Consider the following 23089-nt stretch of genomic DNA (forward strand, 5'->3'; position numbering starts at 1 on the left):
GCAGATAGAGAACGTCAGATCGGGTGACGCTCTGTGACGAATTTGGTTGTGAGATAAGGCTCGATGGCTTCGCTACCGCCTTCGGAACCGTAACCGCTGTCCTTCACCCCGCCAAACGGCACTTCCGGCAGAGCCAGACCAAGGTGGTTGATGGTCAGCATGCCAACCTCGACGCGGCGTTCCAGTTCGGCAATCCGCGCCGCTGATTTTGTGAATGCATAGGATGCAAGGCCGAATGGCAGGCGATTGGCCTCATTAAAGGCTTCTTCCGCATCGGAGAATGGAATGATCAATGCGACAGGGCCAAACGGCTCATCATTCATGATATTCATATCGCGCGTGATATTCGTCAGAACCGTCGGTTCGTAGAAGTTGCCGGAATTGCCGATGCGCTTGCCACCGGCGGCAACATTGGCGCCCTTGTCCCGAGCATCGGCCACAAGTGCTTCAATGGCTTCCACGCGACGCTGAGAAACCAGCGGCCCCATGGTGCTTTCGGATTCGAGACCGGAGCCAACCTTGACGCGCCCGACTTCCTGAAGAAACACGTCAACAAACTGATCGACAGCCTTGTCTTCAATCAGGAAACGGGTCGGCGAAACGCAGACCTGACCGGCATTGCGGAATTTCGAGCGCCCCATCGTGGTGGCCGCTGCCGTGATGTCGGCATCGCCAAAGACCAGAACCGGCGCATGGCCGCCCAGTTCCATCGTAGCGGGCTTCATATGCGCGCCTGCCAGCGAGGCAAGGTGCTTGCCGACCGGCACCGAGCCGGTAAACGAGACTTTGCGAATGGCCGGATGCGCGATCAGATAGCTCGATATGTCGGCTGGTACGCCATAGACGAAGTTGACGACGCCTGCCGGAAGACCAGCCTCATGCAGCACTTCGGCCAGAACAGTTGGGGAAGCGGGGGTGTCTTCCGAAGGCTTGACGACGAGCGAGCAACCGGCGGCAAGTGCCGCACCCAGCTTGCGCGCCGTCTGCGAAACCGGGAAGTTCCACGGCGTGAAAGCTGCCACCGGACCGATCGGAGTCTTGAGAACTGTCTGGCGCACGAAACGGTCGCGCGCCGGGATGATGCGACCGTATGCGCGCCGGGCTTCCTCGGCGAACCAGTCGAAAATATCTGCGGAGACATTGATCTCTGCGAGCGCTTCGGCGAGCGGCTTGCCCTGTTCGAGCGTCAGAATACGCGCCGTTGCCTCGGCGCGCTCGCGCAGCAGCGTGGCGGCCTTGCGCAGAATATTCGAGCGTTCGAAGACGCTCATGTCGCGCCAGATGTGGAAGCCACGTTCGGCGGCAAGCGCTGCGGCTTCAAGCTGGGCTTTCGAGGCAACGCCAACCGTTCCGATGGTTTCATTATTGACCGGATTGAGCACGGCGATGGGCGTGCCGCCTTCGCCTTCAACCCATTTGCCATCGATGAACAGTTTAGTGTCGCGGTAGTGGGGATTGGTCATGATTTACTCAATTGTCTGTTTGTAAGCGTTGGAAGATCAGATTGCCGATGGGTATGGCCGAGGTGGCTGCGGGAGACGGCGCATTGCACACATGCAGCACACGTTTGGTCTGGTGGAACTTGAAGTCGTGAATAAGCTTGCCATCTCGCGAAACGGCCTGTGCCCTTATTCCCGCCCGGTAAGGACGCAGGTCGCTCTCCTGCAGGGAAGGACAATATTTTCGGCACTTTTCCAGATAGCTCTTCTTGAACAGACTATCCTTCATTTCTTCCAGCCCGGACGAAATATTGGCGGTAATCACTTTCCAGAAGCCCGGAAAGGCCGCATAGGTCGCCATATCGCGCAAATTGGCCGAGAATTTCGGATATCCCTCGCGTGACAGGCCCAGAACGGCGTTAGGACCGACGGTCAGGCTGCCGTCGATCATCGGTGTCAGATGAATGCCGAGAAAGGGCATTGAAGGGTCTGGAACCGGATAGATCATGCGTTCGACAAGTTTGTTCAGTTCAGGCCGCAAGGCGTAATATTCGCCACGAAACGGCACGATCTGGAAGTCGACATCGACGCCGGACCGGCGGGCAAGGCGGTCAGCCTGCAAGCCAGCGCAGGCGATGACCTGCTTGCATTCCCAGACTTTCTCACGCGTATGAACGCGGACAATATCGCTGCATTCTTCAATGCGGTCGACACTGACATTGAATTCGATATCGCCGCCTGCGGCGCGAATGAGATCAGCCATTGCGCGGCATACCGCACGATAATCGACAATGCCGCTCTGCTCGACCAGCAAAGCGGCAAGTCCGGTCACGGCGGGTTCGAATTCGTGCAATTCGCCGCCACTGAGACGACGGCAAGTGATACCGTTCGCGGCTGCATTGGTTTCAAGCGCAGAGAGGCGCTGCACTTCGATATCGTTTGTCGCCACGACAAGCTTGCCGGGAACGCGATAGGCGATGTTGTTCTCGTCGCAGAACTGCTTTGTCATGCGCTCGCCAGCGCGGCAAAGCTCCGCCTTGAAGCTGCCGGGCTGGTAATAGATGCCAGCGTGAATCACGCCGCTATTATGGCCGGTCTGATGCATCGCAACGGCATTTTCTTTCTCCAGCACCAGAATACGGGCTGAAGGCTTCTGCCGGACAATGGTGAGGGCCGTGGCAAGGCCGACAATGCCGCCGCCAACCAGACAATAATCATACATGATGACGCCCGATATTTGCTGTATGATGCATCATAATTACCTCCCATAAAGTGACCCACACGTCAACCGCAATGTAACTGCTGTTGCGCAGACGAATAGCCCTTAGTGGAAGAAAAACATTACGGAATTGGTGGAGGAAGGCGGTTCGCAAATACAGCTAAAGGACGCCTGTCAAAAGGCGTTTTGCGTGTCCGGCTAAGGATAATGCCGCATGGCAAGGCAAACGAATACTGACTGGTAGACAGGCGCGCTCCGCAGTAGCGGCAAGCGCGCCCGGTGCGTCAATTTACCTTGCCGATGAAGTCGCTGGCAAAGCGCTCGGCGATGGCCTGAATGGCTGCGTGAATGGGGCCTGCGGTCAGGCTCGGCAGAACAGATCCATCCACCACATAGACATTATCCAAACCATTCAGGCGCAGGTCGGGATCGACCACCGCTGCTGCATCCTTGCCCATGCGGCAGGTTCCCGATGGGTGGTGATGCGTGATGGCAGCCTTGGCAATGAAGGTGTCGATATCGTCCTCGGTTTCAACGGCTCCGGGGAGAATTTCGTGGTCGCGCCATTCGTCCAGCTCGGGGCGATGGCCGATTTCCCGCGCAGCCGCAAGGGCTGCCCGAAACAATCGCCGGTCGTTCTCGGTCTGGAGATATTGCGGGTCGATCCGCAGAGGATCGTCCAGTCCTGCGCCGGTTATGCGTATTTCACCCCGGCTTGTGGGGTGCGTAACGCCGAACAGGAAGGAATAGGCGCTACCCGGTGCCGGTGCCGTGAAGAGTTCCGACACAATGGGCGCAACGCCACATCCGACGACGATTTCAGGCTGGCCGTCTGTCGCGGTGCCATCGGCGCGCATATAGGCCATGCTCTCCGAATGTTGCAGACGGGATGGCGCAAGTTTTTGTCTGGCAGCATAGAGATTGCCCGCGCCCAGCAGGTGATCCATCAGATTGCGACCCAGTTCAGGCGATTTGATGCGGCAGATCACACCAGCCTCACGCAACACGCCTTCCGGCCCAATGCCGGAACGCATGAGAAGGGCCGGGCCTTCCAGTGAACCCGCCGAAAGGATGATGTGGTCGGCAGTGATCGTGGCGGAACCTTCCGGGCCGACGACTTCAAGACCCACGACGCGGGTATTGTCGAAATTGAGATGTCGGGTCTTTGTACCTGTCAGTATCGTCAGGTTGGGACGCGCGCGTACGCTCGGCGTCAGCCATGCTTCGGCAACCGTGATGCGTCGGCCGTCGCGGATCATCAGCGAGTTCGGCGTGACGCCAATCATCTGCCCGGTGCTATGACCGGGAATTCGGGGCAGGCCAAGTGCAGCACCCGCTTCGATGAAGGCACGGGTCAGGGGGCTGACCTCCTCATCCGGTATCCATACCGGCATCGGGCCGTCCTTGCCGTGGACGCCGTCGCCGCCCAGCGCATGGTCTTCGTTGGCCATGAAGGCTTTCTGCAAACCTTCCCAACTCCAGCGCTCATCGCCCGTCGCTTCCGCCCAGGCGGCAAAGTCGGCAGGATGGCCGCGCATATAACCCATGGCATGAAGCAGGCTGGAGCCGCCCAACGCCTTGCCACGCGCCCATGCAAAGCTTCGACCGGCAGCACCCGGCTGTGGGACGGTATTATAATCCCAATCATAGGGGCGATGCTGGATGGCGGGCCACATGGCCGGTTTCCAGATATCGGGGTCTGTCGGCTCGCCGCCAGCCTCGATCAGCACGACCTGCCGCGCCGGATCTTCGCTCAGCCGTGCGGCGAGAAGGGCGCCAGCAGAGCCGGCGCCGATGATTGCCACGTCGTATTGTGCCATGGCCTTACTTCTGATCCGCAGGAACCACGACGCCTTCCAGTGTCATGACTTCGCCATCGAGAGAGACAGAGCAATTGCGCAGCGGAATGTCGAGATGGCATGGCGTATCACGATCGCCGCCGGCTTCGGTATTCGGACCCGACGACCACAGGAAATTGCCTGCGAAGGAGCGCGCATCCATGCCGAGCTGTGCCTCGGGGTTGTATAGGCCGAGCACCGTCCAGTTGGCGCGGTTTTCCAGACCCCAGCCGACATGGGCCATGGCATAGGCGCGGGGATCATTGAAGCTGTCCATGAACTTGCGCATGAACTCGGCGTCGTAACCGCCCTTGATATCGACGATAAAGCCTTTTTCGATGGTGACCGTAATCGGCGCGCGTGCGTATTTTTTGAACGGCAGCAGGATGTCACCTTCGTCAATGACGATGGTGCCTTCGGCACTGCCTTCATCCGGCCAGCGGGCGGAAAAGCAGCTTGGCCAATGGTCCCAGCGGCCCGGCTCATCGGCAAGGCCATATTGCGTCAGAACCGGATATTGACCGAGGCGGCAGCGGAAATCCGTACCGGCTTTCGAGGTCACATGCACTTCCTTGGCCGCGCCGATCTTCTTGGCGGCAGCGAGAACGCGCAGCTTGTCTTCCGGGCGCGGGATCTGGCGCATCATGATTGCCGGTGGTTCCACCGCCAGCAGCATGCGCGTGCCGGTCTTCAGCACTTCTTCCTGTTCCTTGGAAAACAGAAGCTGCAATGTGTCGATGACCATGTCGGACGCCATGAGGCAGGCCAGTGCTGCCGAATTGCCGTCGAGCGGCGTCTTGCCGATATAGCCAGACTTGTCTGGCGAGATCGCTTTTTCGGCGTTGACCGGAGCAAGGTTCAGTTCGGTGACAACTGCGCCAAGATCGGAAGCCGCAAGCTTGGCGATGTAGGCGATCTGCTTGTTGCTGTCGTCACTCGTCAGAATGGTGACCTGTTCGCCAGCTTTCAGGTTGCACATTTCGAGCACCTGTCTCCAGCCCTTCAGGAACTGAGCGTCGCTGATTGACATGATATGATACCTCCATTGGGCGTCTGCCCGTTTGACATTGTGGCTGCACCAGAGAGCACGTCGGCCAGTCCCGATGAAGAAAGTGCTCTATCTATTTGTTATTATGATTTTTCTGGTGCAGCCTGTTCCCACTCTGTCGGGTTGCTAGTGCACATCCCGAAAAGTGCGAAGCTGTTTTCGGATAAGATGTGCGACAAAACAAAAGGCTAGAGCGGTTATTACGATTCAACCTCTGCTGAAACCGCTCTAGAGTGCGTTTTGGTTTGCCAGTGTGAAAAAGTTGCGGTTGTAGTGCAGCAGTGGCGATGTTTCGGGTCCGAAGCGGATTGCCTTTACATTGCCGATGAAAATCGAATGGCTGTCCGTCTCGGAGACCGTGGCGATCTCACAATCGAGATTGGCCATGGCGTCATCGAGAGCCGGAGCACCCGTCGCAAGGTTTGTCCAGCGATAGGGCGCAAACTTGTCTTCGCCCATCTGGCCGATCTGGCCTGCAAAGCGCATGGCGACCTCACGCTGGCGGTCGGCGAGAATATTGACGCAGAAGCTTCCTGCTGAAGTGATGGCCTTGTGCGCCTCGCCGAAGCGATTGACACAGACAAGCATGGAAGGCGGCGTCAGCGACATGGAGCAGACGGCAGTTGCTGTCAGGCCGCGCCGCTGATCGCCTTCACCGGCGGTGATGATGTTCACCGTCGCCGCAAGCTGACGCATGGCAGAGCGAAAATCATCGGTCAGCTGATCGGTAGCTGGCTGGATCATAGGGTGCCTCCTTTTGCAGCAAGCACGGTTTCAAGAAAGAGCGCCGCTGAGGCGAGCCGGTGGTCGGCGCCGCGAGCGCCGACAAGCTGGACGCCGACTGGCAATCCCTTCGGGCCTTTGCCTGCCGGGAGGCAGATGAGCGGCACTTGCAGGACACTCCACAACCGGTTGAAAATCGGGTCGCCAGTCGGCGTTCCTTCCGGCGCTTCGCCCGGGGCGGCCAGCGTCAGCACCGCATCGAAGCGCGACAGGATCGAGTCCATCATGAGGCGGATGCCCGGAATTTCGACCATGGCGGCACGATAGCGGGCTTCATCGACGCGACCCTGATCTTCCATCATGGCGCGGGTAACGGGTGTCAGCCGATCCCAATAGCGGCTGGTCTCGGAGACGAGCGACTGGGTGACTTCCCAGCCCATGACGGCTTCATGCAAATCGAAAATTCCGTCAAACCATGACGGAGTGGCCAGCACGGTTACGTCTGCGCCGGATGCTTCCGCAAGCGAAGCCAGCCGGTTGACGATGTCGATTGCATAGGCTTCCGCCTTTTCGAGCCGCGTGCCGAGCAGGACGCCGATGCGAGGGCGCGCCGGAGGTGTAAGAGCGGCGAGTTCGGATTTGCCGGTCAGCACCGCTGCGCAATGGGCTGCGTCGCCAATGTTACGGCTGAGAATGCCGAGCGTATCCAGCCCATGGCAGAGCACCTTAATCCCGACCGTATTGATCGCGCCGAAGGTTGGCTTGAAGGCGGTCACACCGCAAAAGCTTGCAGGGCGAATAACCGAACCGGAAGTTTGCGTGCCATAGGCCAGAGGCACCATGCCAGCGGCAACAGCAGCACAGGAACCGGATGACGATCCGCCCGGCGTATGGGCGGGATTGTGCGGGTTACGGGTTTTGTTCGGGCTTGCCATGGCAAGTTCCGTGCTCACTGTCTTGCCCAGGATCAAGCCGCCCGCATTGCGGGTGATCTGCACGGCTGGCGCATCCCATGGCGGCTGAAAGCCCTCATAGATACTCGTGCCATAGCCCGTTGGCATATCGGCAGTGTCGATGACATCCTTGACGCCAATCGGGACGCCAGCCAGCGGCCCCTTGGCCCCTGCGGCATCCATCGCATCGGCGGCGGCGCGCACTTGGGCGGCATCAAGGTGCTGCCACGCCATGACCGGGCCGTCTCTATCGGCAATGCGTTCAAGATAGGCTTCCGTTACAGCACGGGCGCTGAGAGCACCGGAGGCTACGGCAGCGGCGATGTCGCGAGCATCAAGGGCAAGGATTTCAGAGTTGTTCATCAAACATTTCCTCAGCCGAATATGGATGGGCGTCGGTCGATCCAGGGAGCGGCGCGTTCAAGCTCCGCCGCCAGCGCGAAAAGCAGTGCGTCGTTTCCAAAACCTGCACCGAGATGCGAGCCGATGGGCAGGCCATGGGAACTCATGCCGAGTGGAACCGACATGGCCGGGCAGCCGGATGTGTTGAAAACAGCGGTGAAAGGCGAATGCGACCAGAACAGATCGTAGAATTCGTCGATGTTCTTGCCCTGACCAGCGAGCTTGCCCAAGAGCGGCGCGGGTTCCGCAGCAGCAGGGGTCAGCATGACGTCATATGTGCTGAAGAAGCGGCCAAGCGCGCGCGCTGAAGCGTGAAGCTGGTTGACGGCCCATAAATAGCGGGTGCCGGGTATCGCCAGCGCTTCGCGGACCCATTGCTGATTGACAGGTTCAAGCTTGGCGATGTTGGCGGAGGCTGCATCGCCGCCGCTGACACCCAAAGCCGCGTTGACGCCGACGATGACACGCCATGCCGCTTTCAGCGCTTCCGCGTCATAGCCCGCATCGGCAACTTCTTCGACACTGTGTCCGAGGTCTTCCAGCAAACGCGCCGTGGCGCGCACGCTTTCAACCATGTCGGGGTCAATAGGGCTGCCGTCCGGCGCAGTAACAATCATCGCGACCTTGAGGCGCGGCGGTGTTTTGTCGACTGCCGCCAGATAGCTGCCCGGCGTGGCGGCGGGAGACGCCCATGGGTCGCCAAGATCGCTGCCGCCTGTCACGTCAAGCATGGCTGCATTGTCGCGCACCGACCAGGTGACAGCGTGTGGTGTGGACATGCCGCCGATGGCTTCAGCGGCGACAGGCCCGACAGGATTGACCAGCCGCGACGGCTTGAACCCGAAAAGACCGCAATGGCTGGCAGGAAGGCGTGTGGAACCTGCGCCGTCCGAACTGTTGGCAAGCGGCACCATGCCGCTGGCGACAGCCGCAGTCGAGCCGCCGGATGAACCGCCCGCCGTGCGGTTGGTATCCCACGGATTGCGCGTTGGGCCGAAGGCGTCGGATTCGGTTGTGAAGCTCAGCGCAAATTCCGGCGTGTTGGATTTGCCGACAATCACCATGCCCGCCGCTTTATAGCGCGCGGTGATAGTGGAATCGTGTTTGCTGACGACATTGCGCAGCAGTTCCGATCCACTCGACAGAAGCATGCCTTCCGCTTCGAAGCCGGTATTCTTCAACAGCATCGGAACGCCTGAAAGCGGGCTTTTGGCCAAGCCGTCAGTGACCTGCTTGCGTGCGAGATCGTAATGCGGGTGCACGACGGCATTGAGCTGCGGGTTGAGCCGCTCGATCCGTTCAATCGTGGTTTCGAGAACTTCGCTTGCGCTGATCTCCTTGCTGGAGATCAGACCGGCAATCGCGATGCCGTCGAGTTTCGCCAGATCATTCATCGTCTCAACTCATCTGCGCTTTGAAAAGATCGAGGTCCCACATGTCTTTGGTGCCCGCCAGCAGACCGTCTTGGAACTCGAATATATGCAGACCGTCAAGCGCGATCTGGCGCGGTTCGACATTGTCGCCACGCGGCGTGAAGGTGCCGGTCATGTGATAGGGAACCGCAACTTGATTGCCCGAGCGGATATAGCCGCGCCGTTCCCATGCAACATCGGGTAGCATGCGCCAGAAACCGGTTAGCCCCTCGGCCAGAGCGGCGTGTCCCTGACGGCGTTTTGCCATGGCGACTTCCTCGTGCCAGCCATCGGCGTGATAAAGCGAAGCCGCTCCTTCGGCATCGCGCGAAGCGTAAGCGCTATAAAAGCGGTCGATAAGCGTGGACTGATCCATCGCAATCTCCAACATGTCGCGAAAGAAGAAACCCCGCCCGATTGGCATCAGGCGGGGTCGTCAGAGCTTTACTCGATCCCGGCGATCTTCTTCACCTGGGCGACATAGCCGTCACGCTTGACTTCATTATAGAGTCGGGCGCGCAGGGCCGGAGCCGGTGTGGCGTTGACGTTTTCAAACAGGGCAACGCGGCCAGCCAGCGAGCCGGAGGTCATATCCCAGATGAAATTCATCAGCTGTTCCTTGACCATGGCCGATACGCCATGTCCGGGCAGCAGTTCATGCAGGAAGTGGCCGACTTCCGGATTGTCGAACGCCTTCTTGCCGAAGCGCATTACCAGACCCTGACCACACAATTCCTGAAGGATATGGATGATCTTCGGGTAGTTTTCGATCGAATACAGGCGACCGGCGGTCAGCATGCCGACATCGGGGCGCATGACATCGCCTTCGGTCGGGACAGCCAGTGCTTCGGCAGCGGTGACGAAGGCGCGGAGCGTCTGCGCATATTCGACCAGCTGGCCCAGCATCATCTGCACGGCTGGAATTTTACCGGTGCCGAGATAATCGAGAACCATCTGGCCTGCGCCGACGAACAGTTCCGCCTTCACGGCGAGACGGGTCAGAACATGCCAATGCGCGAAGACGCAGACCGGGCCGTAATAGCTCATCGCCGTCGGATCGCCGAGGTTGAAAAGCCGTTCCTTCGGTACGAAAACATTGTCGAACACGATGAACTGGTCGGCTTCTTCGCCGAGGCTCGATACCGGATGGTCGAACTTGCTCGACAATGGCTGCGAAACCATTTCGCGCGAGATCATCTTGATGCCGGGCGTGTCGATTGGCACCGAACCCCAGATGCAGGCATCCGCAGGAGTTTCCTGAATGCCGCCGAGATTGGTGAAGAAAATATCGTTGGCCTGAGCTGCAATCGAGCCGACAGTCTTGGCGCCATAGATATAGACGCCGTCCTTCGTTACCTTGCGCGCCTTCAGAAGCGATGCTTCCGAGGCCTTTGGCGAGGAACGGTCGGCCTGCGGTCCGGCGAGGCTTTCCGACGCGGTCAGGTTGTTGTTCTGACCATATTCCATGTAGCGTTCGATGTTTTCGGCGAAGTCCGGATCAATGCCGTCGATAAGCGACTTCTTCTTCTTGAAGGTCGGCAGATAGGCATAGAGACCAACAACGATGGAAGGCGCGAGATCTGGCGGGCGTCCGAAGGTGCCGGCGGTCTTGAGCGAAGTATATTCGATCATGCGGCGACGGGCGGCCAGATCTTCCTTGGTGCGCGGAATCTGCCACGAACGGCTGAGAATGGCCCCTGCCTTTTCGTCGTAATAGGTGGTGGCGTCGGCATGTTCTTCAGTGAACTGATCGTCGAACATCGAGGCCAGAAGGTCGATGCCCTTGGCCAGCGCGGGCTCGTCATAAACGGAGTTCAGTTTCGAACCGCCGACCCAGATCTGGCGGTTGTCCTTGAGGGACTCCTTATATTCCGCGCCGGTCTTCAGCCGATGCGGCGTGCTGGCTGGTTTTGTAGCTGTTCCCTGTGTCATTGGGCCTCCTATTTGCAATTGGAATCGCCGGTGTTCCCCGGTTTTATGGAGCGTTTCCGGTTATATAAATCAGGCGCTTTCGGCCTTTTCTTCACGCATTTGCCGGATCACATCCGAAGCAACGCGCATGGCGTCGAGCGCGGCAGGCACACCGCAATAAATCGCGGCCTGAAGAATGACCTCGACGATCTCGTTTTCGGTGATGCCATTGTTCAAGGCGCCACGAACGTGGATCTTGATTTCATGCGGACGGTTCAGCGCCGTCAGCATGGCGAGGTTGAGAAAACTGCGTGTCTTGCGCTCGAGACCGGGGCGGGTCCAGATTTCACCCCAGCACCATTCGGTGACGAGCTTTTGAAGCGGTGCGGTCAGATCGTCGGCATTGGCCAGCGACGGCGCGACATAAGCCTCGCCAAGCACTTCGCGCCGAACCTTCAACCCCTTTTGGAATTGTTCACCGTTGAATTCAGGACGAGTCATACATCTCTCCGTTAAGGTGGCTGTGCGCCAGCTTGTCCCCGTGGTTTTGTCTTTCTTATTGCCCCAAGGTTAGACATGCCGGACTTGACCTGTCAATAGATTGTATGACAAGATTACGGTCATACTGTAGGCTAAGATGAAATTGTTTGGCGCATCGACGTCGAACACGCTTGTGGGGTGGGAGGATCATGGCGGAGCCGATAACGGGATCTGACGGGGAAATAGCGCCCTTCGAGCTTTATGCCTTGCGTTACGCCACCCATGGCGGGCGAACGATCAAAGACAATTTTCTGCATGTTTCGGATCCGCATGAGTCGGGTGCCGATCTCGACTATTTTGTCTGGCTTGCCCGGCGCGGTGACGAGGTTTTCGTCATCGATACCGGCTTTGGGCAGGATGCAGCCGATGCACGCGGGCGGACCTTGCTGCGTAAGCCGGTGGATGCGCTGGCGCTTCTCGGCGTGGATGCAGGCAAGGTGTCCCAGGTCGTACTGACACATCTCCACTACGATCATGCGGGAACGCTTGGCGATTTTCCGGCAGCGCATTTTCATTTGCAGGTTGATGAGGCAGGACACGCCACAGGCCCCTGCATGTGCGACCCGAAAGCGCGCGCTCCGTTCGATGTTGAAAACATCGTTGCCTATATCCGAAGCCTCTATGCGGGCAGGATTGAGTTTCATCGGGGTGATCGCGAGCTCTCGCCCGGTTTCTGGCTCCATGCCGTGCCGGGCCACAGCGCCGGTTTGCAGGCGGTTCGCGTCTATACTGCGCGTGGCTGGGTGGTTCTGGCTTCCGATGCAACGCATTTTTACGCCAATATGGAGCACCGTAATCCATTTCCCGTGCTCTACGATGAAGCCTCTCTTATTCGCGGCTATGCCCGGCTGACCGAACTGGCGCCAAGCCTCGATCATATTGTTCCGGGCCACGACCCGGCGGTCATGCAGGCCTATTCTGCCCCTTCGGCTGAACTGGAGGGGATCGTCGTTCGGCTCGACGTTGCGCCAAGTTTGACGTGGGAGGAGCTGGCGCGATGACGCTTGCAACGGGACGTGGCGTTCTGATTACCGGTTCGGCCCTTGGCCTCGGACTGGAGCTGGCCCGCAGCTTTGCTAAGGCCGGAGATCGTGTGTTTCTGACCGATATTCTGCCCGAAGTAAGCGATGCCGCGACGGCGCTGAGCCGTGAAACAGGCCAGCCGGTCGGCTCGCTGATGATTGATCTTTCCCAGGCCGGTGCAGCAGACCGTCTTGCAGCGACTGCAACCGAACAGTTGGGCGGCATCGATATTCTGGTCAATAATGCCGTTATTCGTAAAATGTCGCCGGTACAGGCGCTGGCCGATTCCGATTGGGACAAGGCGCTGGAGGTCAATTTGTCTGCGCCCTTTCGGCTGATTCGCGCCTGTCTGCCTGGCATGCAGGCCCGGGGTTGGGGGCGGATCGTCAATATGGCGTCGGTTTACAGCCTGATCGCGCTGGCCGGTCGTGCGGATTATGTCACCACTAAACACGCAATGATCGGCCTGACGCGGACGGTCGCGCTGGAACTGGCCTCAACCGCAATCACCTGCAACGCGATCTGCCCCGGACTGATGGCAACCGATTCTGCCCTTGGCCGCATTGATGTGCTGGCCGCGGAAAAAGGCATCAGCACTGAAGAGGCGACGCGTCTTTTCCTTTCCACCCGTCAGCCGGGTGGCAAATTTATTCCGATGGAGACGGTGACGGCCTTGGCGCTGTTCCTTTGCGGCGCTGCCAGCGAAGGAATCAACGGTGCGGCGATACCGGTGGATAATGGCTGGTCGTTTGCCTGATGGCGCGACCGCGATAACAGGAGAGTGGAATGAGTGAAGTCGGTTTTGTCGGCCTTGGCAATATGGGACGCCCTATGGCGGAGCGCATCATCGGTGCAGGCTACAAGCTTGCCGTGAATGACCGCGCCGAAGCGGCGGTGGCCGCATTGGTTGCCGCAGGGGCGGAAGAGGCTGGCACCATCGGCGAATTGACCGCGCGCGCAGAGACGATCTTCCTGTCTTTGCCGACGCCCGAGGTGGTGATCGCTGTCGGGCGCAGCATTGCGGCCAATCCCGGCGCGGTAAAGCGCGTCGTCGATTTGTCGACCACCGGGCCGAAAGCCGAGATGGATCTGGCTGAAATATTGTCGGCTGCGGGCATTGCCCTGATTGATAGTCCGGTTTCGGGCGGTGTCGCAGGTGCCAAGAAGGGCACGCTTGCGCTCATGGCTGCTGGTCCTTCGGCGCATTTTTCGGTCGTGGAGCCGATGCTGCTCGCGCTTGGCAAGGTGATCCGTGTCGCCGAAGAGCCGGGCAAGGCGCAGGTGATGAAGCTGATCAACAATATCTGTTCGGCTGCTGCATTGGCGATCACCTCTGAAGCCATGGTCATGGGTGCCAAGGCTGGCCTTGATGCCGATGTCATGATCGAAGTCCTGAATGCCGGTTCCGGCCGCACCTCCGCAAGCGCCGATAAAATCCCGCGCTTCGTGCTGCCGCGCGGTTTCGATTTCGGTTTTGCAATCGGCTTGTCGCTCAAGGATATCCGTTTGTGCCTCGAAGAAGCGGAACGGCTTGGTGTGCCCATGATGGTGGGTAATGCGGTGCGCATGCTTTTTTCGATCACCAAGGCCGATCTCGGTGCGGATGCCGACATGACCGCAATCATTCGTCCGCTCGAGAAATGGGCGGGTGCCGAGGTGCGCGGCAAAGCAGCTGGCGCATGACATGAAGGGTTTAAGCCTCACTCTGGCGGAGTTCGTCCATTCTCCGCCAGCTTTGCCCGAAGCAGTGCGCGCTGCGGGACGGCGCTCATTGCTCAATATGGTCGGAACGGCCATAGGCGGTTCAAACGAAGCGGCGATACAAAAGCTGGCGGCCATGCTGCCAGCTTTTTCAGGGCCGGCGAAAGCAAGCGTCATTGGCCGCTCCGAGCGGGCCGACATGCTTTGGGCTGCTTATATCAATGCCGCTTCCGCCAACATATTCGACTTTGACGACACGCATGTGCCGACAGTCATTCATCCATCGGCACCCGTCGCGCCAGCCATTCTGGCATTGGCCGAAGCCATGGCCGGGGAAGGGCGTCCGGTATCAGGTGCCGATCTGATCGAGGCCTTCGTGCTTGGTGCGGAAGTGACGTGCCGGTTGGGCAATGCGCTTCATCCGGTTCATTATGCACGCGGGTGGCACATTACCTCGACCTGCGGGACATTTGGTGCCGCACTGGCGGCAGGTCGGCTGTTGCGGCTTTCCCCGTCGCAACTGGTCGATGGGCTGGGCCATGCTTTGGCACAGGCATCCGGCTCGGTTGAAACCTTGGGCACCATGTCCAAAAGCCTTTCCGTGGGGCAGGCGGCGCGATCCGGCCTTATGTCCGCTCTGCTGGCAGCCGATGGATATACCGGCCCGGCAGAACCGCTGGAGGGAGTGCGCGGCTTTCTGGCTTTGCATTCCGATACGCCTGATTATGACGCGTTGACCGGCGGCCTTGGCAACGATTGGGAAATCCTGAAGAACACATTCAAGCCCTATCCATGCGGTGTAGTGCTCAATCCGGTGATTGAAGCTTGCCTTGAACTGCAAGGTGAAGGCGGTCTGCGGGCCGATGCCATTACCGCTGTAACACTGACCGGCCACCCGTTGCTCCGCCAGCGCACGGACAGGCCGGGCGTTGCAACCGGGAGGCTGGCGCAGGTCAGCGCCCAACATGCAGTCGCGGTCAGCTTGTTATGGGGCAAGGCCGATCTGGCGGCTTTCTCCGATGCCGCTGTGGCCGATCCTGAACTGAAGGCGCTGGGTGAAAAACTGTCCTTTGCCGACGATCCGTCATTCTCTTTCGAGGCAGTTGAGGTTTGCGTTCTGCTTGAGGATGGGCGCAAACTGGTGCGCAGGATTGATGGCGCCAAGGGCGGGCTGGCTCATCCAATGAGCAACGCCGAACTGGCGCAGAAATTCAAGGCGCAGATCGACTGGCGCGGAATTGCAATCGACGGCGAGGCGCTGATCGCTGCCCTTGAAGGGATAGAGAATGCCGCCGACGCCACGTCATTTCTCGGCCTGGCGCGAGCCAGATAGCGCATCGACATAAAAGCATAAGCAAGGGAGAACGAAATGAATGCAGGAAAAATTGCCGACCCGATTTTTACGCTGACCACCGGTCCCGTCGATGCCTATCCGGCTGTGTTGCGTGCCTTGTCGCGACCGGTGCTCTATGATTACGACCCGGCGTTTCTTGCGTTCTACGAGGCTGTGAATGCCAAGGTGCAGCGCGTGTTTCATACCAAGACACCGCCGGTTATCCTGCATGGAGAGCCTGTTCTTGGGCTGGAAGCGGCTGCTGCTTCGCTGATCACCAGAAACGATGTGGTGCTCAATCTCGTTTCGGGCGTCTACGGAAAAGGGTTTGGCTACTGGGCTGCGCGCTATGCCAAGGAAGTGGTCGAGCTGGAAGTGCCCTATAATGAGGTGCTGACGGCTGAAGCCGTGGCTGACTTCCTCAAAAAGCGTCCCGATGTTGCGATTGTGTCGATCTGCCACCACGATACGCCATCCGGCACGGTCAATCCGGTCGCGGAGATCGGAGCGGTCGTTCAGGCTGCGGGCAAATTGTTCATCGTCGATTCCGTATCGGCCTTCGGCGGCATGGATGTGCTGCCTGAAACGGCGCATGCCGATATGTTCGTGACCGGTCCGAACAAGTGTCTCGGTTGCCCTCCCGGGCTGACGCTTCTGCATGTCAGCGATGCCGCTTGGGAGAAAATCGCTGCCAATCCCAATGCGCCGACAGCTTCCATCCTGTCGATCATCGATTGGAAGCGTGCCCATGAAGCCCATAAGCCATTTCCTTTCACGCCATCTGTTTCCGAAATCAATGCGCTGGATGCGGCGCTCGACCTCTATCTGGAAGAGGGTGAACAGGCCGTCTGGGCGCGCCATGCCTGGACGGCCAAAGCCTGCCGCGCAGGCATTCAGGCCGCGGGTCTGGAACTCTGGGCAGCGCGGGAAGAAATCGCATCGCCGACCTGTACGGCTGTGGCGATCCCGGAAGGGGTGGATGAGGCGAAATTGCGGGCGGCGATCCGTGACCGCTATGGTGTCGTCTTTTCGTCAGGGCGCGGGGAAACGCTCGGCAAACTGACCCGCATCGGACATATGGGGCCGACAGCACGTCCGACCTATTCGCTCGTCTCGGTTGCTGCCATTGCAGGCGGTATCAAGGCGGCAGGCGTGCCGAATATCGACGTTGGCGCAGGCGTTGCGGCGGCTATGGCGGTGATTGAAGAGGCGCCAGCTTAACGTTCTGCACCTAAAACGGGCAGAGAGAACAATGGGATGCTTTCAAAAAGTGCAGTTATCGTATAGTAATACGGTAATATGCCCGCTTTTCGCTTATGGGGCGCAAACTTATGGCGATATTGATGAACGGAAAAAACCCACCTATTGATTTCAAAGTGATAAAGGCTGCAGCACCGGTCCGTCATAGCGTTACGGAAAGTATCCGTAACTCTATCGCGATCGGGTATTTCACCGCCGGACAACGTATCACGGAACGTGATTTGTGCGAAATGACTGGCGTGAGCCGCACGGCTGTGCGCGAAGCGCTACGTCAGCTGGAGAGTGAAGGTCTCGTGGAAGTGGTGCCGCATCGCGGCCCCATCGTCGCGCGGTTGAAACCCGAACAGGCCGAGGGCATCTATCAGGTTCGTATCGAACTGGAAGGTCTTGCCTGCGAGTTGTTCGCTCAGAATGCAACCGATGACGACATTGCAGCCCTCAAGGCCGCATTCGAAGTGCTGAAGAACAGCGACAAGATAACTGATCCTCTGGAACGGCTGACGGCCAAGAACGCCTTCTATGATTGCCTGATTTACGGTGCGCATAATGAGGCGCTGGGGCATACGCTGTCGTCACTGAACGCCCGCGTCATGGTTCTCCGCGCAACGTCGCTCGGCGCACCGGGCAGAACGCGCGAAAGCCTCACCGAGTTGGAAGAGGTTGTCGGTCATCTGGCAGCCAGACGCGGCAAGGAAGCCCGCAAGGCGGCGGCTTATCACGTCATGAATGCAGGCAAGGTCGCAATCGCTATTCTGCGCGAGCGGCTGGCCGAAGAGGCCAGCGCTTCTTAAGCCGAAAGTTCGGTGCCGGGATCATATTCCCGGCGTCGCACCACCGTCGACATTGATGACGGTGCCATGCACATAGGCAGCCGCAGGGCTGCAAAGAAAGCGCACAACGTCGGCAACTTCATCGGCTTCTCCATAACGCTGGATGCCCTGCGCGTCACGTAGCGCGTCGCGTGCTGCATCCAGAGAGATATTCCGTTCCTTCGCCAGCACTTCGATACGACGCAGCAGCCGGTCGGTCACGATATGGCCGGGGCAGAGCGTATTGATCCGCATGCCGGTGCCTTGGGCGCGCTTTGAAATCGCCTTTGTAAAGTTGATCAGGGCTGAGTTGACCGAGCCGCCAATCGTGAAGTCGGGCTCGGGCGTATGTGCGCCGACACCCGATATATTCACGATACTGCCTTTGCTCTCGACAAGGGCAGGCCATGCGGCCCGACAAAACCGCACGGTGGCATGAAACTTGAGCGCAAAGCCCTCTAGAAAGTCGTCATCGCTGAGCGACAGAAAGTCGCCGCGCTTGGTCGCACCCGCATTGTTGATCAAAGCATCGATCCGTCCGGTGACGGCGAGCGTATCGGCTACAACTTTTTCTGCTGCACCCGGTTGTGAAAGATCGGCGGCAGTGATGACAACTTTTGGCGCACCAGCGGCGCGTGCAGTCTCCGCAGTCTCTTCCAGAGCTGCCGCATCACGGGCGCAAAGTCCAAGTGCGAACCTGTCTTTTGCCAGTCCGATAGCGAAGGCTTTCCCCAGTCCGCGGCTCGCTCCGGTAACAATTGCTGTGCGCATTTTCTCTCTCTTATGAATGCTGATCTGCGGCCGATTTTAAAATTTTCCTTTATATCCAAATGGATGCAAGGATTTTCTGCAAATTCACCGCTAGTCGATTTTCAATATTGTATTACGGTATGATCATGCTATCGTATTCTCGCACTGTCAATCGGGGTGAGGTTCATGCGCAGCAGAGATCTTTCGGTGATCTGCGTTTCGGACCCGCTTCGTTCCAAATGGAGGGGTCAGATGCGAGGCTGTAACAGATTGGCAATTCGCCCAATCCAGGGCTTGGTCGAGCGCCGCTATGGGGCGGCGCATCGGGTTGCCTTGACGCCTGCCTCGCAGCGCAGATGCACCGGTTCCGGCGTCACGCCTGCGCGGCGCTCCATCGGAATTTCGGCGCGTGTTGCCCAGTCATCGCCCTTGTGCCCGCACCAGATGCGCTGCACGGCCATCTTGTCGCCGACCGAGTTCAACTGGAAGACATTGCCTGTCTTCACATCGACACCAAAGCTGAATGAACGGCTCGCGCCGGGTGCAACTTCGCCAAGATCGGCGGAGAACCAGTGCGCGAAAGCAGCCGAACATGCCAGTGAAGTCTTTCCACTGTTTTCGACGGTGATGTCGAGCGACTGGCCGCTGATGGCGGCCTGCGCGGTGTTTAATCCAAGAAGTGCTGTAGCAAGAAAGGTAAGGTGAATTCGCATTTTCAAACTTTTCTCCCGTTTGTACTTAAGATTCAACCGGAGAGTAAGAAATAGTCAACAAAATTCTACAATAGGGAACGACAAAATGAAGAAAATGGGAATCAGTACAGTAAGTAAAGCTGTGCTTGCTCTTGCAGTAAGCGGCTGGATGGCCAGTACTGCATTGGCGGAAGATATCAAATCAATCGCAATTCTGGCCCCGGAAATGGGAACCGACATGGGCTGGAACCAGCAGGGCGTGGCAGCCGCCAAGGCCGCTGGCGAGGCCGCCGGTGTGAAGGTCGTGGTCGCAGAAAATCTCGGCTATGGCGACGTGCGCCCAACGCTGCGCGAACTTGCCGAAGATGGCGCTGGTCTACTGATCGCGCACGCTTCCGGCTACAACACCGCCGCGCCGGAAATCGGTGAGGAAATGAAGGTTCCCGTCGCGATTGTCGACAGCCCGGACAAGCTTTCCGCGGGCAAGGTGGCCGACTACACCGCCGCCGGTAGCGATGGTGCTTATCTCGCCGGTCGTCTCGCTGCCAAGGTCAGCCGCACCAAGGTCGTCGGTATTGTCGTTTCGGGTGAGCCGCCATCGTGGAACAACATGTCGGTTGCTTTTGCGCAGGGCGTGAAGGCTGAAAACCCGGCGGTTGAAGTTCGCTATGCCGTCATTGGACCAGCTGCCTATGCGGATGCTGCAGGCGGCAAGCGCGTGACGGAAACGGTTATCGCTTCTGGCGCTGACGTTATCTTCGGACAGGGCAACGGTTCCAGCTTCGGCATGTTGCAGGCCGTTGAGACCACACCTGCCACGGATGGCGGCAAGGCCTATTTCATCGACGTTATCGGCGACAAGAGCCCGATCGACAAGGGCTTCCTACTGTCCTCCGTCATCTGGGATCTGAAACCCGTTTATGCGGCGATGATTCAGGACCTAAAGGACGGCAAGTACGGCAGCCACAACTATAATATCAAGCTGGATGACGGCAGCCTGCGTCTTCTGAAGACCAAGAATATCCCGGACAATGTGTGGAAGGAGATCGAAGATCTTCAGGCCAAGGTTGTCTCCGGCGAGATCAAGGTTGAGCCGAAGTTCGATGCCGACAGCGTGCATGCGTTGGTGAAAACGGTCGCTTCCAAGTAACCAGCTTGCTCAAGCATCGGCTCAGAAATCGGGTTCGATTTCTGAAATGCAGGATGCATGGATAAAGCAGTGAGAGCGAATTTTGTGCGTCCGAAAGGACGCACTGCGCTCGAATATCCGTCTCGTTGTTTCCGGGCATCGTCGTGATCCATCCGGTCGCGACGAGACGGACTTCCATGAAGGACAGTTTGATGCAGGCGACAACAGAAAAAGTAGTCCCTCTTTCATCACACGCAATAAATTCTCCGGTCAGTTCTTCGGGCATGCCCTTTGTCGCTCTGCGCGGCATAACCAAGCGCTTTCCGGGTGTCGTCGCCAATAATAATGTCAGTACAGATATCTGGCCGGGGGAGGTTCATGTTCTCCTTGGCGAAAACGGCGCGGGTAAATCCACTCTTGTCGGCATGTTATCCGGTCTGCAGCAGCCCGACGATGGCTGGATCGAGGTGGATGGCGCACAGGTCAACATCACATCGCCCCGCCATGCCTTGTCGTTGGGGATCGGCACGGTGTTCCAGCATTCCATGCTGGTGCCGAGTTTGACGGTCGTCGACAATTTTACGCTTGGTGGCGCTTGGTGGCGGAAACCGGATCGCAGCGGCGTTGCGAAGCGGATCAACGAAACGGCAAGCCGCGTGGGATTGCGGGTCGATCCTTTTGCACTGGTCTCCAGCCTGTCACTTGGCGAACGCCAACAGGTGGAAATTCTGCGTGCCTTGATGCGCGGCAGCCGCTGCCTGATCCTTGACGAGGCGACAGCCATGCTGACGCCAAACGAGGCCGTGTCGCTGGGGCAGTTGATGCGGCGGCTCGTGGCGGAAGGGCTCGCGGTCATATTCATTACCCACAAGCTTAACGAGGCGCTTGCCTATGGCGACCGGATTTCCGTGCTGCGCCTCGGCAAGAACGCTGGCGCTATCGCGCCGGAAGAGCTGAAATCCCATACCGATGCAGAAAACACAGCCAATATCATCCAGCTCATGTTCGGCAATGCCGCCACGGGCGACAGTGAAACCGCGCCACGTGTCAGTCGCGATCTGGGTGCCACAGTGCTGACGGTCGAAAAGCTGAATTCCAGCGCGGGGCGTATTCCGGTTCGCGATGTTTCGCTGACAATCCGTGCACGGGAAGTTCTGGGAATTGCCGGTATCGACGGCAATGGCCAGAAGGAGTTGGCAGAAGCGCTTGCGGGTCAGGCTCCATCCGTTGGAAGCGTTCGCTTGCACGGGACTGAAATCGGCGCGCTTTCGGTGGGCGAGCGCCGTACGGCAGGCTTGCGCTACGTGACGGATGATCGTCTGGGCGAGGGAACGGTGGGCGCTTTCGCGGTCGCCACCAACTTTCTGCTGAAAGACATTGGCGCTGCGCCATTCTGGCGCAAAGGGCTGGAAAAGCCGCAACAGATCCGCGCTCAGGCTGCCGAACATGTTCGCAATTTCGATATCCGCACGCCGGATGTCCAGACGCCGGTTGGCACCTTGTCGGGCGGCAATATCCAGAAGGTTCTGCTGGCACGCGAACTGACGGGCGCAGCCGAAGCGGTGATTTTTGCAAAGCCGACCTATGGGCTCGACGTGAAAAACATTCGGGCCACCCGTCAGCGTATTCGCGATGCCGCAGATGCTGGCAAGGCGGTGTTGCTGATTTCCACCGATCTGGACGAGCTTCTGGAGCTTGCCGACAGAATAGCCGTGATCGACCAGGGCAGAGTGCTCGGCACGGTCCAAAATGGAGCAGGCGCGCGCGATGCCATCGGCCGTCTGATGAGTACCGGAGAAGAAGAATGAGCGATCAGCAAGCCGGCACGGCTGGGATGGCTGGACAGATGACACGTCCGCCTTTTTCCGCGTGGGGCAGAATCCTTGCCGTCAGCGTTGGACCGCTGGTCGCGGCCCTTGTTCTGGGTGGGCTGATCCTGCTCGCCATGGGCGTCAATCCTTTAAGTTACTATGCCTATGTGGTCGAACGGGGGATTTTGTCGCCGTCCGGCCTTTCGGCAACGCTGACCCGTATGGGGCCATTTCTGCTGATCGCGGCAAGTCTGATCGTGGCTTTCCGCGCTGGCATCTGGAATCTCGGCGGCGACGGGCAGTTTCTGCTGGCAGCGGTCATTGTCGCGGCCACGACGCCGCTTATGCACACGGCTGGATTGCCAATCTGGCTCAACCTTGCTGTCGGTCTGGTGATCGGTCTGGCGGTCGGTGCAGTCTGGGGCCTGCTGCCCGCCATGCTGAAGGCGTGGCATGGGATCAATGAAATCATCACCACCTTGATGATGAGCTTCCTTGGCGTTTCGCTGGCCAATGTGCTGGTGAAGCTTGCCTTTCTTGATCCGGCGACGACGACCCCGCAAACGCGCACGCTTCCGGTGGATGCGCGCTTGCCGAAACTGTTCGATACGACCATTTCGTCGGGCCTGATCATCGGTCTCGTTGTTATCATCGCTATGCATCTGATGATGACGAAAACCTCGTTTGGCATGAAATTGCGGCTGGTCGGCGCCAATCCACGCGCCGCCGTTCATGCCGGTCTGTCGGTTCCGAAGCTGACTATTGCCGTCTTTGCCATTTCGGCAGGCCTCGCCGGATTGTCAGGCGCTGTGGATATTCTGGGTACGCAAGGAAATGTTCGCGCGGACTGGAACCCGGCCTATAGCCTCACGGTGGTGCCGCTGGTTTTCCTCGCGCGGCTCAACGGCTTTGGCTCCATCGCCTATGTCTTCCTGTTTTCCGCTCTGACAATCGGTGGGGAAAGCGCGGCGCGTCGGCTCGGTGTGCCAAGCTTCTTCTCGCTCGTCATCGTGGCGCTGTTGCTGATCACGCTGGCGCTGGCGGAATATTTCGACAAAAACCGCCGTTACCGGGCGAAGGTCTGAGGAGGAGAAAA

Annotated in this window: 21 protein-coding genes; 9 read left to right on the plus strand and 12 right to left on the minus strand. The window is 58.8% G+C overall.

Going from position 1 to position 23089, the window contains the following annotated elements:
• Nucleotides 1–14: 14 nt before the first annotated feature.
• The 10 genes from QBD01_RS09995 to QBD01_RS10040 all read right to left on the minus strand — a co-directional run bounded on the left by QBD01_RS09995 (nucleotide 15) and on the right by QBD01_RS10040 (nucleotide 11446).
• A complete protein-coding gene (locus QBD01_RS09995; protein WP_280992656.1) occupies nucleotides 15–1463 on the minus strand; it encodes an NAD-dependent succinate-semialdehyde dehydrogenase in 1449 nt (482 codons plus the stop codon).
• A 7-nt stretch (nucleotides 1464–1470) separates the two neighbouring features.
• Nucleotides 1471–2661, minus strand: coding sequence for an L-2-hydroxyglutarate oxidase (lhgO, locus tag QBD01_RS10000; RefSeq protein WP_280992657.1), 1191 nt, complete (start codon nucleotides 2659–2661; stop codon nucleotides 1471–1473).
• A 281-nt stretch (nucleotides 2662–2942) separates the two neighbouring features.
• Nucleotides 2943–4478 (minus strand): GMC family oxidoreductase, encoded by a 1536-nt coding sequence (locus QBD01_RS10005; protein ID WP_280992658.1) that lies wholly within the window; start codon nucleotides 4476–4478, stop codon nucleotides 2943–2945.
• A gap of 4 nt (nucleotides 4479–4482) precedes the next feature.
• Nucleotides 4483–5526 (minus strand): 2,5-dihydroxypyridine 5,6-dioxygenase, encoded by a 1044-nt coding sequence (locus QBD01_RS10010; RefSeq protein WP_280992659.1) that lies wholly within the window; start codon nucleotides 5524–5526, stop codon nucleotides 4483–4485.
• A 246-nt stretch (nucleotides 5527–5772) separates the two neighbouring features.
• Entirely contained in the window at nucleotides 5773–6288 is a 516-nt protein-coding gene (locus QBD01_RS10015) for a flavin reductase family protein (RefSeq protein WP_280992660.1), read from the minus strand.
• Nucleotides 6285–7583, minus strand: coding sequence for an amidase (locus tag QBD01_RS10020; protein ID WP_280992661.1), 1299 nt, complete (start codon nucleotides 7581–7583; stop codon nucleotides 6285–6287). Before QBD01_RS10020 ends, QBD01_RS10015 begins: the two co-directional genes overlap by 4 nt.
• An 11-nt stretch (nucleotides 7584–7594) precedes the next feature.
• Entirely contained in the window at nucleotides 7595–9016 is a 1422-nt protein-coding gene (locus tag QBD01_RS10025) for an amidase (RefSeq protein ID WP_280992662.1), read from the minus strand.
• Between the two features lie 4 nt (nucleotides 9017–9020).
• Nucleotides 9021–9410: a nuclear transport factor 2 family protein gene (locus tag QBD01_RS10030; RefSeq protein ID WP_280992663.1), complete on the minus strand. Its 390-nt coding sequence runs from the start codon at nucleotides 9408–9410 to the stop codon at nucleotides 9021–9023.
• A 68-nt stretch (nucleotides 9411–9478) separates the two neighbouring features.
• Nucleotides 9479–10966, minus strand: a complete 1488-nt coding sequence (locus QBD01_RS10035; RefSeq protein ID WP_182519705.1) for a 4-hydroxyphenylacetate 3-hydroxylase N-terminal domain-containing protein — start codon at nucleotides 10964–10966, stop codon at nucleotides 9479–9481.
• A gap of 69 nt (nucleotides 10967–11035) precedes the next feature.
• Entirely contained in the window at nucleotides 11036–11446 is a 411-nt protein-coding gene (locus tag QBD01_RS10040) for a carboxymuconolactone decarboxylase family protein (RefSeq protein WP_182519706.1), read from the minus strand.
• Between the two features lie 188 nt (nucleotides 11447–11634).
• Between QBD01_RS10040 and QBD01_RS10045 the strand changes: the two genes are divergently transcribed.
• The 6 genes from QBD01_RS10045 to QBD01_RS10070 all read left to right on the plus strand — a co-directional run bounded on the left by QBD01_RS10045 (nucleotide 11635) and on the right by QBD01_RS10070 (nucleotide 17593).
• On the plus strand, nucleotides 11635–12486 hold the full coding sequence (locus tag QBD01_RS10045; RefSeq protein ID WP_280992664.1) for an N-acyl homoserine lactonase family protein: 852 nt from the start codon (nucleotides 11635–11637) through the stop codon (nucleotides 12484–12486).
• Nucleotides 12483–13265: an SDR family oxidoreductase gene (locus QBD01_RS10050; RefSeq protein ID WP_280992665.1), complete on the plus strand. Its 783-nt coding sequence runs from the start codon at nucleotides 12483–12485 to the stop codon at nucleotides 13263–13265. The genes QBD01_RS10045 and QBD01_RS10050 overlap by 4 nt, the downstream gene beginning before the upstream one ends.
• A gap of 29 nt (nucleotides 13266–13294) precedes the next feature.
• On the plus strand, nucleotides 13295–14191 hold the full coding sequence (locus QBD01_RS10055) for an NAD(P)-dependent oxidoreductase (RefSeq protein ID WP_280992666.1): 897 nt from the start codon (nucleotides 13295–13297) through the stop codon (nucleotides 14189–14191).
• Between the two features lies 1 nt (nucleotide 14192).
• The gene (locus QBD01_RS10060; protein WP_280992667.1) at nucleotides 14193–15542 is read left to right on the plus strand and encodes an MmgE/PrpD family protein; all 1350 of its coding nucleotides are present in this window, start codon (nucleotides 14193–14195) and stop codon (nucleotides 15540–15542) included.
• A gap of 36 nt (nucleotides 15543–15578) precedes the next feature.
• Nucleotides 15579–16763 carry a pyridoxamine--pyruvate transaminase gene (ppaT, locus tag QBD01_RS10065; RefSeq protein WP_280992668.1) on the plus strand — a complete coding sequence of 395 codons (1185 nt, stop codon included), beginning with the start codon at nucleotides 15579–15581 and terminating at the stop codon, nucleotides 16761–16763.
• Nucleotides 16764–16885: 122 nt separating this feature from the next.
• Nucleotides 16886–17593, plus strand: a complete 708-nt coding sequence (locus QBD01_RS10070; protein ID WP_210238404.1) for a GntR family transcriptional regulator — start codon at nucleotides 16886–16888, stop codon at nucleotides 17591–17593.
• Between the two features lie 21 nt (nucleotides 17594–17614).
• Here QBD01_RS10070 and QBD01_RS10075 read toward each other — a convergent pair whose 3' ends face one another.
• The gene (locus QBD01_RS10075; RefSeq protein ID WP_280992669.1) at nucleotides 17615–18382 is read right to left on the minus strand and encodes an SDR family oxidoreductase; all 768 of its coding nucleotides are present in this window, start codon (nucleotides 18380–18382) and stop codon (nucleotides 17615–17617) included.
• A gap of 287 nt (nucleotides 18383–18669) precedes the next feature.
• Complete coding sequence (locus tag QBD01_RS10080; protein WP_078339143.1) at nucleotides 18670–19074, minus strand: hypothetical protein; 405 nt, start codon at nucleotides 19072–19074, stop codon at nucleotides 18670–18672.
• A gap of 85 nt (nucleotides 19075–19159) precedes the next feature.
• Here QBD01_RS10080 and QBD01_RS10085 point away from each other — a divergent pair, with 85 nt between their 5' ends.
• The 3 genes from QBD01_RS10085 to QBD01_RS10095 all read left to right on the plus strand — a co-directional run bounded on the left by QBD01_RS10085 (nucleotide 19160) and on the right by QBD01_RS10095 (nucleotide 23078).
• Nucleotides 19160–20203, plus strand: coding sequence for a BMP family protein (locus QBD01_RS10085; protein WP_078339141.1), 1044 nt, complete (start codon nucleotides 19160–19162; stop codon nucleotides 20201–20203).
• 191 nt (nucleotides 20204–20394) lie between these two features.
• Nucleotides 20395–21990, plus strand: coding sequence for an ABC transporter ATP-binding protein (locus QBD01_RS10090; RefSeq protein ID WP_280992670.1), 1596 nt, complete (start codon nucleotides 20395–20397; stop codon nucleotides 21988–21990).
• Complete coding sequence (locus tag QBD01_RS10095; protein ID WP_182519713.1) at nucleotides 21987–23078, plus strand: ABC transporter permease; 1092 nt, start codon at nucleotides 21987–21989, stop codon at nucleotides 23076–23078. Before QBD01_RS10090 ends, QBD01_RS10095 begins: the two co-directional genes overlap by 4 nt.
• Nucleotides 23079–23089 lie beyond the last annotated feature (11 nt).

The sequence above is a fragment of the Ochrobactrum sp. 19YEA23 genome (genome assembly GCF_029909865.1).
In the GTDB taxonomy this organism is placed as follows: domain Bacteria; phylum Pseudomonadota; class Alphaproteobacteria; order Rhizobiales; family Rhizobiaceae; genus Brucella; species Brucella gambitense.

Bases quoted from the DNA above. Each gene is read 5' to 3' on its own strand.
- QBD01_RS09995 (WP_280992656.1), bottom strand. From the start codon at position 1,463: ATGACCAATCCCCACTACCGCGACACTAAACTGTTCATCGATGGCAAA.
- lhgO (WP_280992657.1), bottom strand. From the start codon at position 2,661: ATGTATGATTATTGTCTGGTTGGCGGCGGCATTGTCGGCCTTGCCACG.
- QBD01_RS10005 (WP_280992658.1), bottom strand. From the start codon at position 4,478: ATGGCACAATACGACGTGGCAATCATCGGCGCCGGCTCTGCTGGCGCC.
- QBD01_RS10010 (WP_280992659.1), bottom strand. From the start codon at position 5,526: ATGTCAATCAGCGACGCTCAGTTCCTGAAGGGCTGGAGACAGGTGCTC.
- QBD01_RS10015 (WP_280992660.1), bottom strand. From the start codon at position 6,288: ATGATCCAGCCAGCTACCGATCAGCTGACCGATGATTTTCGCTCTGCC.
- QBD01_RS10020 (WP_280992661.1), bottom strand. From the start codon at position 7,583: ATGAACAACTCTGAAATCCTTGCCCTTGATGCTCGCGACATCGCCGCT.
- QBD01_RS10025 (WP_280992662.1), bottom strand. From the start codon at position 9,016: ATGAATGATCTGGCGAAACTCGACGGCATCGCGATTGCCGGTCTGATC.
- QBD01_RS10030 (WP_280992663.1), bottom strand. From the start codon at position 9,410: ATGGATCAGTCCACGCTTATCGACCGCTTTTATAGCGCTTACGCTTCG.
- QBD01_RS10035 (WP_182519705.1), bottom strand. From the start codon at position 10,966: ATGACACAGGGAACAGCTACAAAACCAGCCAGCACGCCGCATCGGCTG.
- QBD01_RS10040 (WP_182519706.1), bottom strand. From the start codon at position 11,446: ATGACTCGTCCTGAATTCAACGGTGAACAATTCCAAAAGGGGTTGAAG.
- QBD01_RS10045 (WP_280992664.1), top strand. From the start codon at position 11,635: ATGGCGGAGCCGATAACGGGATCTGACGGGGAAATAGCGCCCTTCGAG.
- QBD01_RS10050 (WP_280992665.1), top strand. From the start codon at position 12,483: ATGACGCTTGCAACGGGACGTGGCGTTCTGATTACCGGTTCGGCCCTT.
- QBD01_RS10055 (WP_280992666.1), top strand. From the start codon at position 13,295: ATGAGTGAAGTCGGTTTTGTCGGCCTTGGCAATATGGGACGCCCTATG.
- QBD01_RS10060 (WP_280992667.1), top strand. From the start codon at position 14,193: ATGAAGGGTTTAAGCCTCACTCTGGCGGAGTTCGTCCATTCTCCGCCA.
- ppaT (WP_280992668.1), top strand. From the start codon at position 15,579: ATGAATGCAGGAAAAATTGCCGACCCGATTTTTACGCTGACCACCGGT.
- QBD01_RS10070 (WP_210238404.1), top strand. From the start codon at position 16,886: ATGAACGGAAAAAACCCACCTATTGATTTCAAAGTGATAAAGGCTGCA.
- QBD01_RS10075 (WP_280992669.1), bottom strand. From the start codon at position 18,382: ATGCGCACAGCAATTGTTACCGGAGCGAGCCGCGGACTGGGGAAAGCC.
- QBD01_RS10080 (WP_078339143.1), bottom strand. From the start codon at position 19,074: ATGCGAATTCACCTTACCTTTCTTGCTACAGCACTTCTTGGATTAAAC.
- QBD01_RS10085 (WP_078339141.1), top strand. From the start codon at position 19,160: ATGAAGAAAATGGGAATCAGTACAGTAAGTAAAGCTGTGCTTGCTCTT.
- QBD01_RS10090 (WP_280992670.1), top strand. From the start codon at position 20,395: ATGCAGGCGACAACAGAAAAAGTAGTCCCTCTTTCATCACACGCAATA.
- QBD01_RS10095 (WP_182519713.1), top strand. From the start codon at position 21,987: ATGAGCGATCAGCAAGCCGGCACGGCTGGGATGGCTGGACAGATGACA.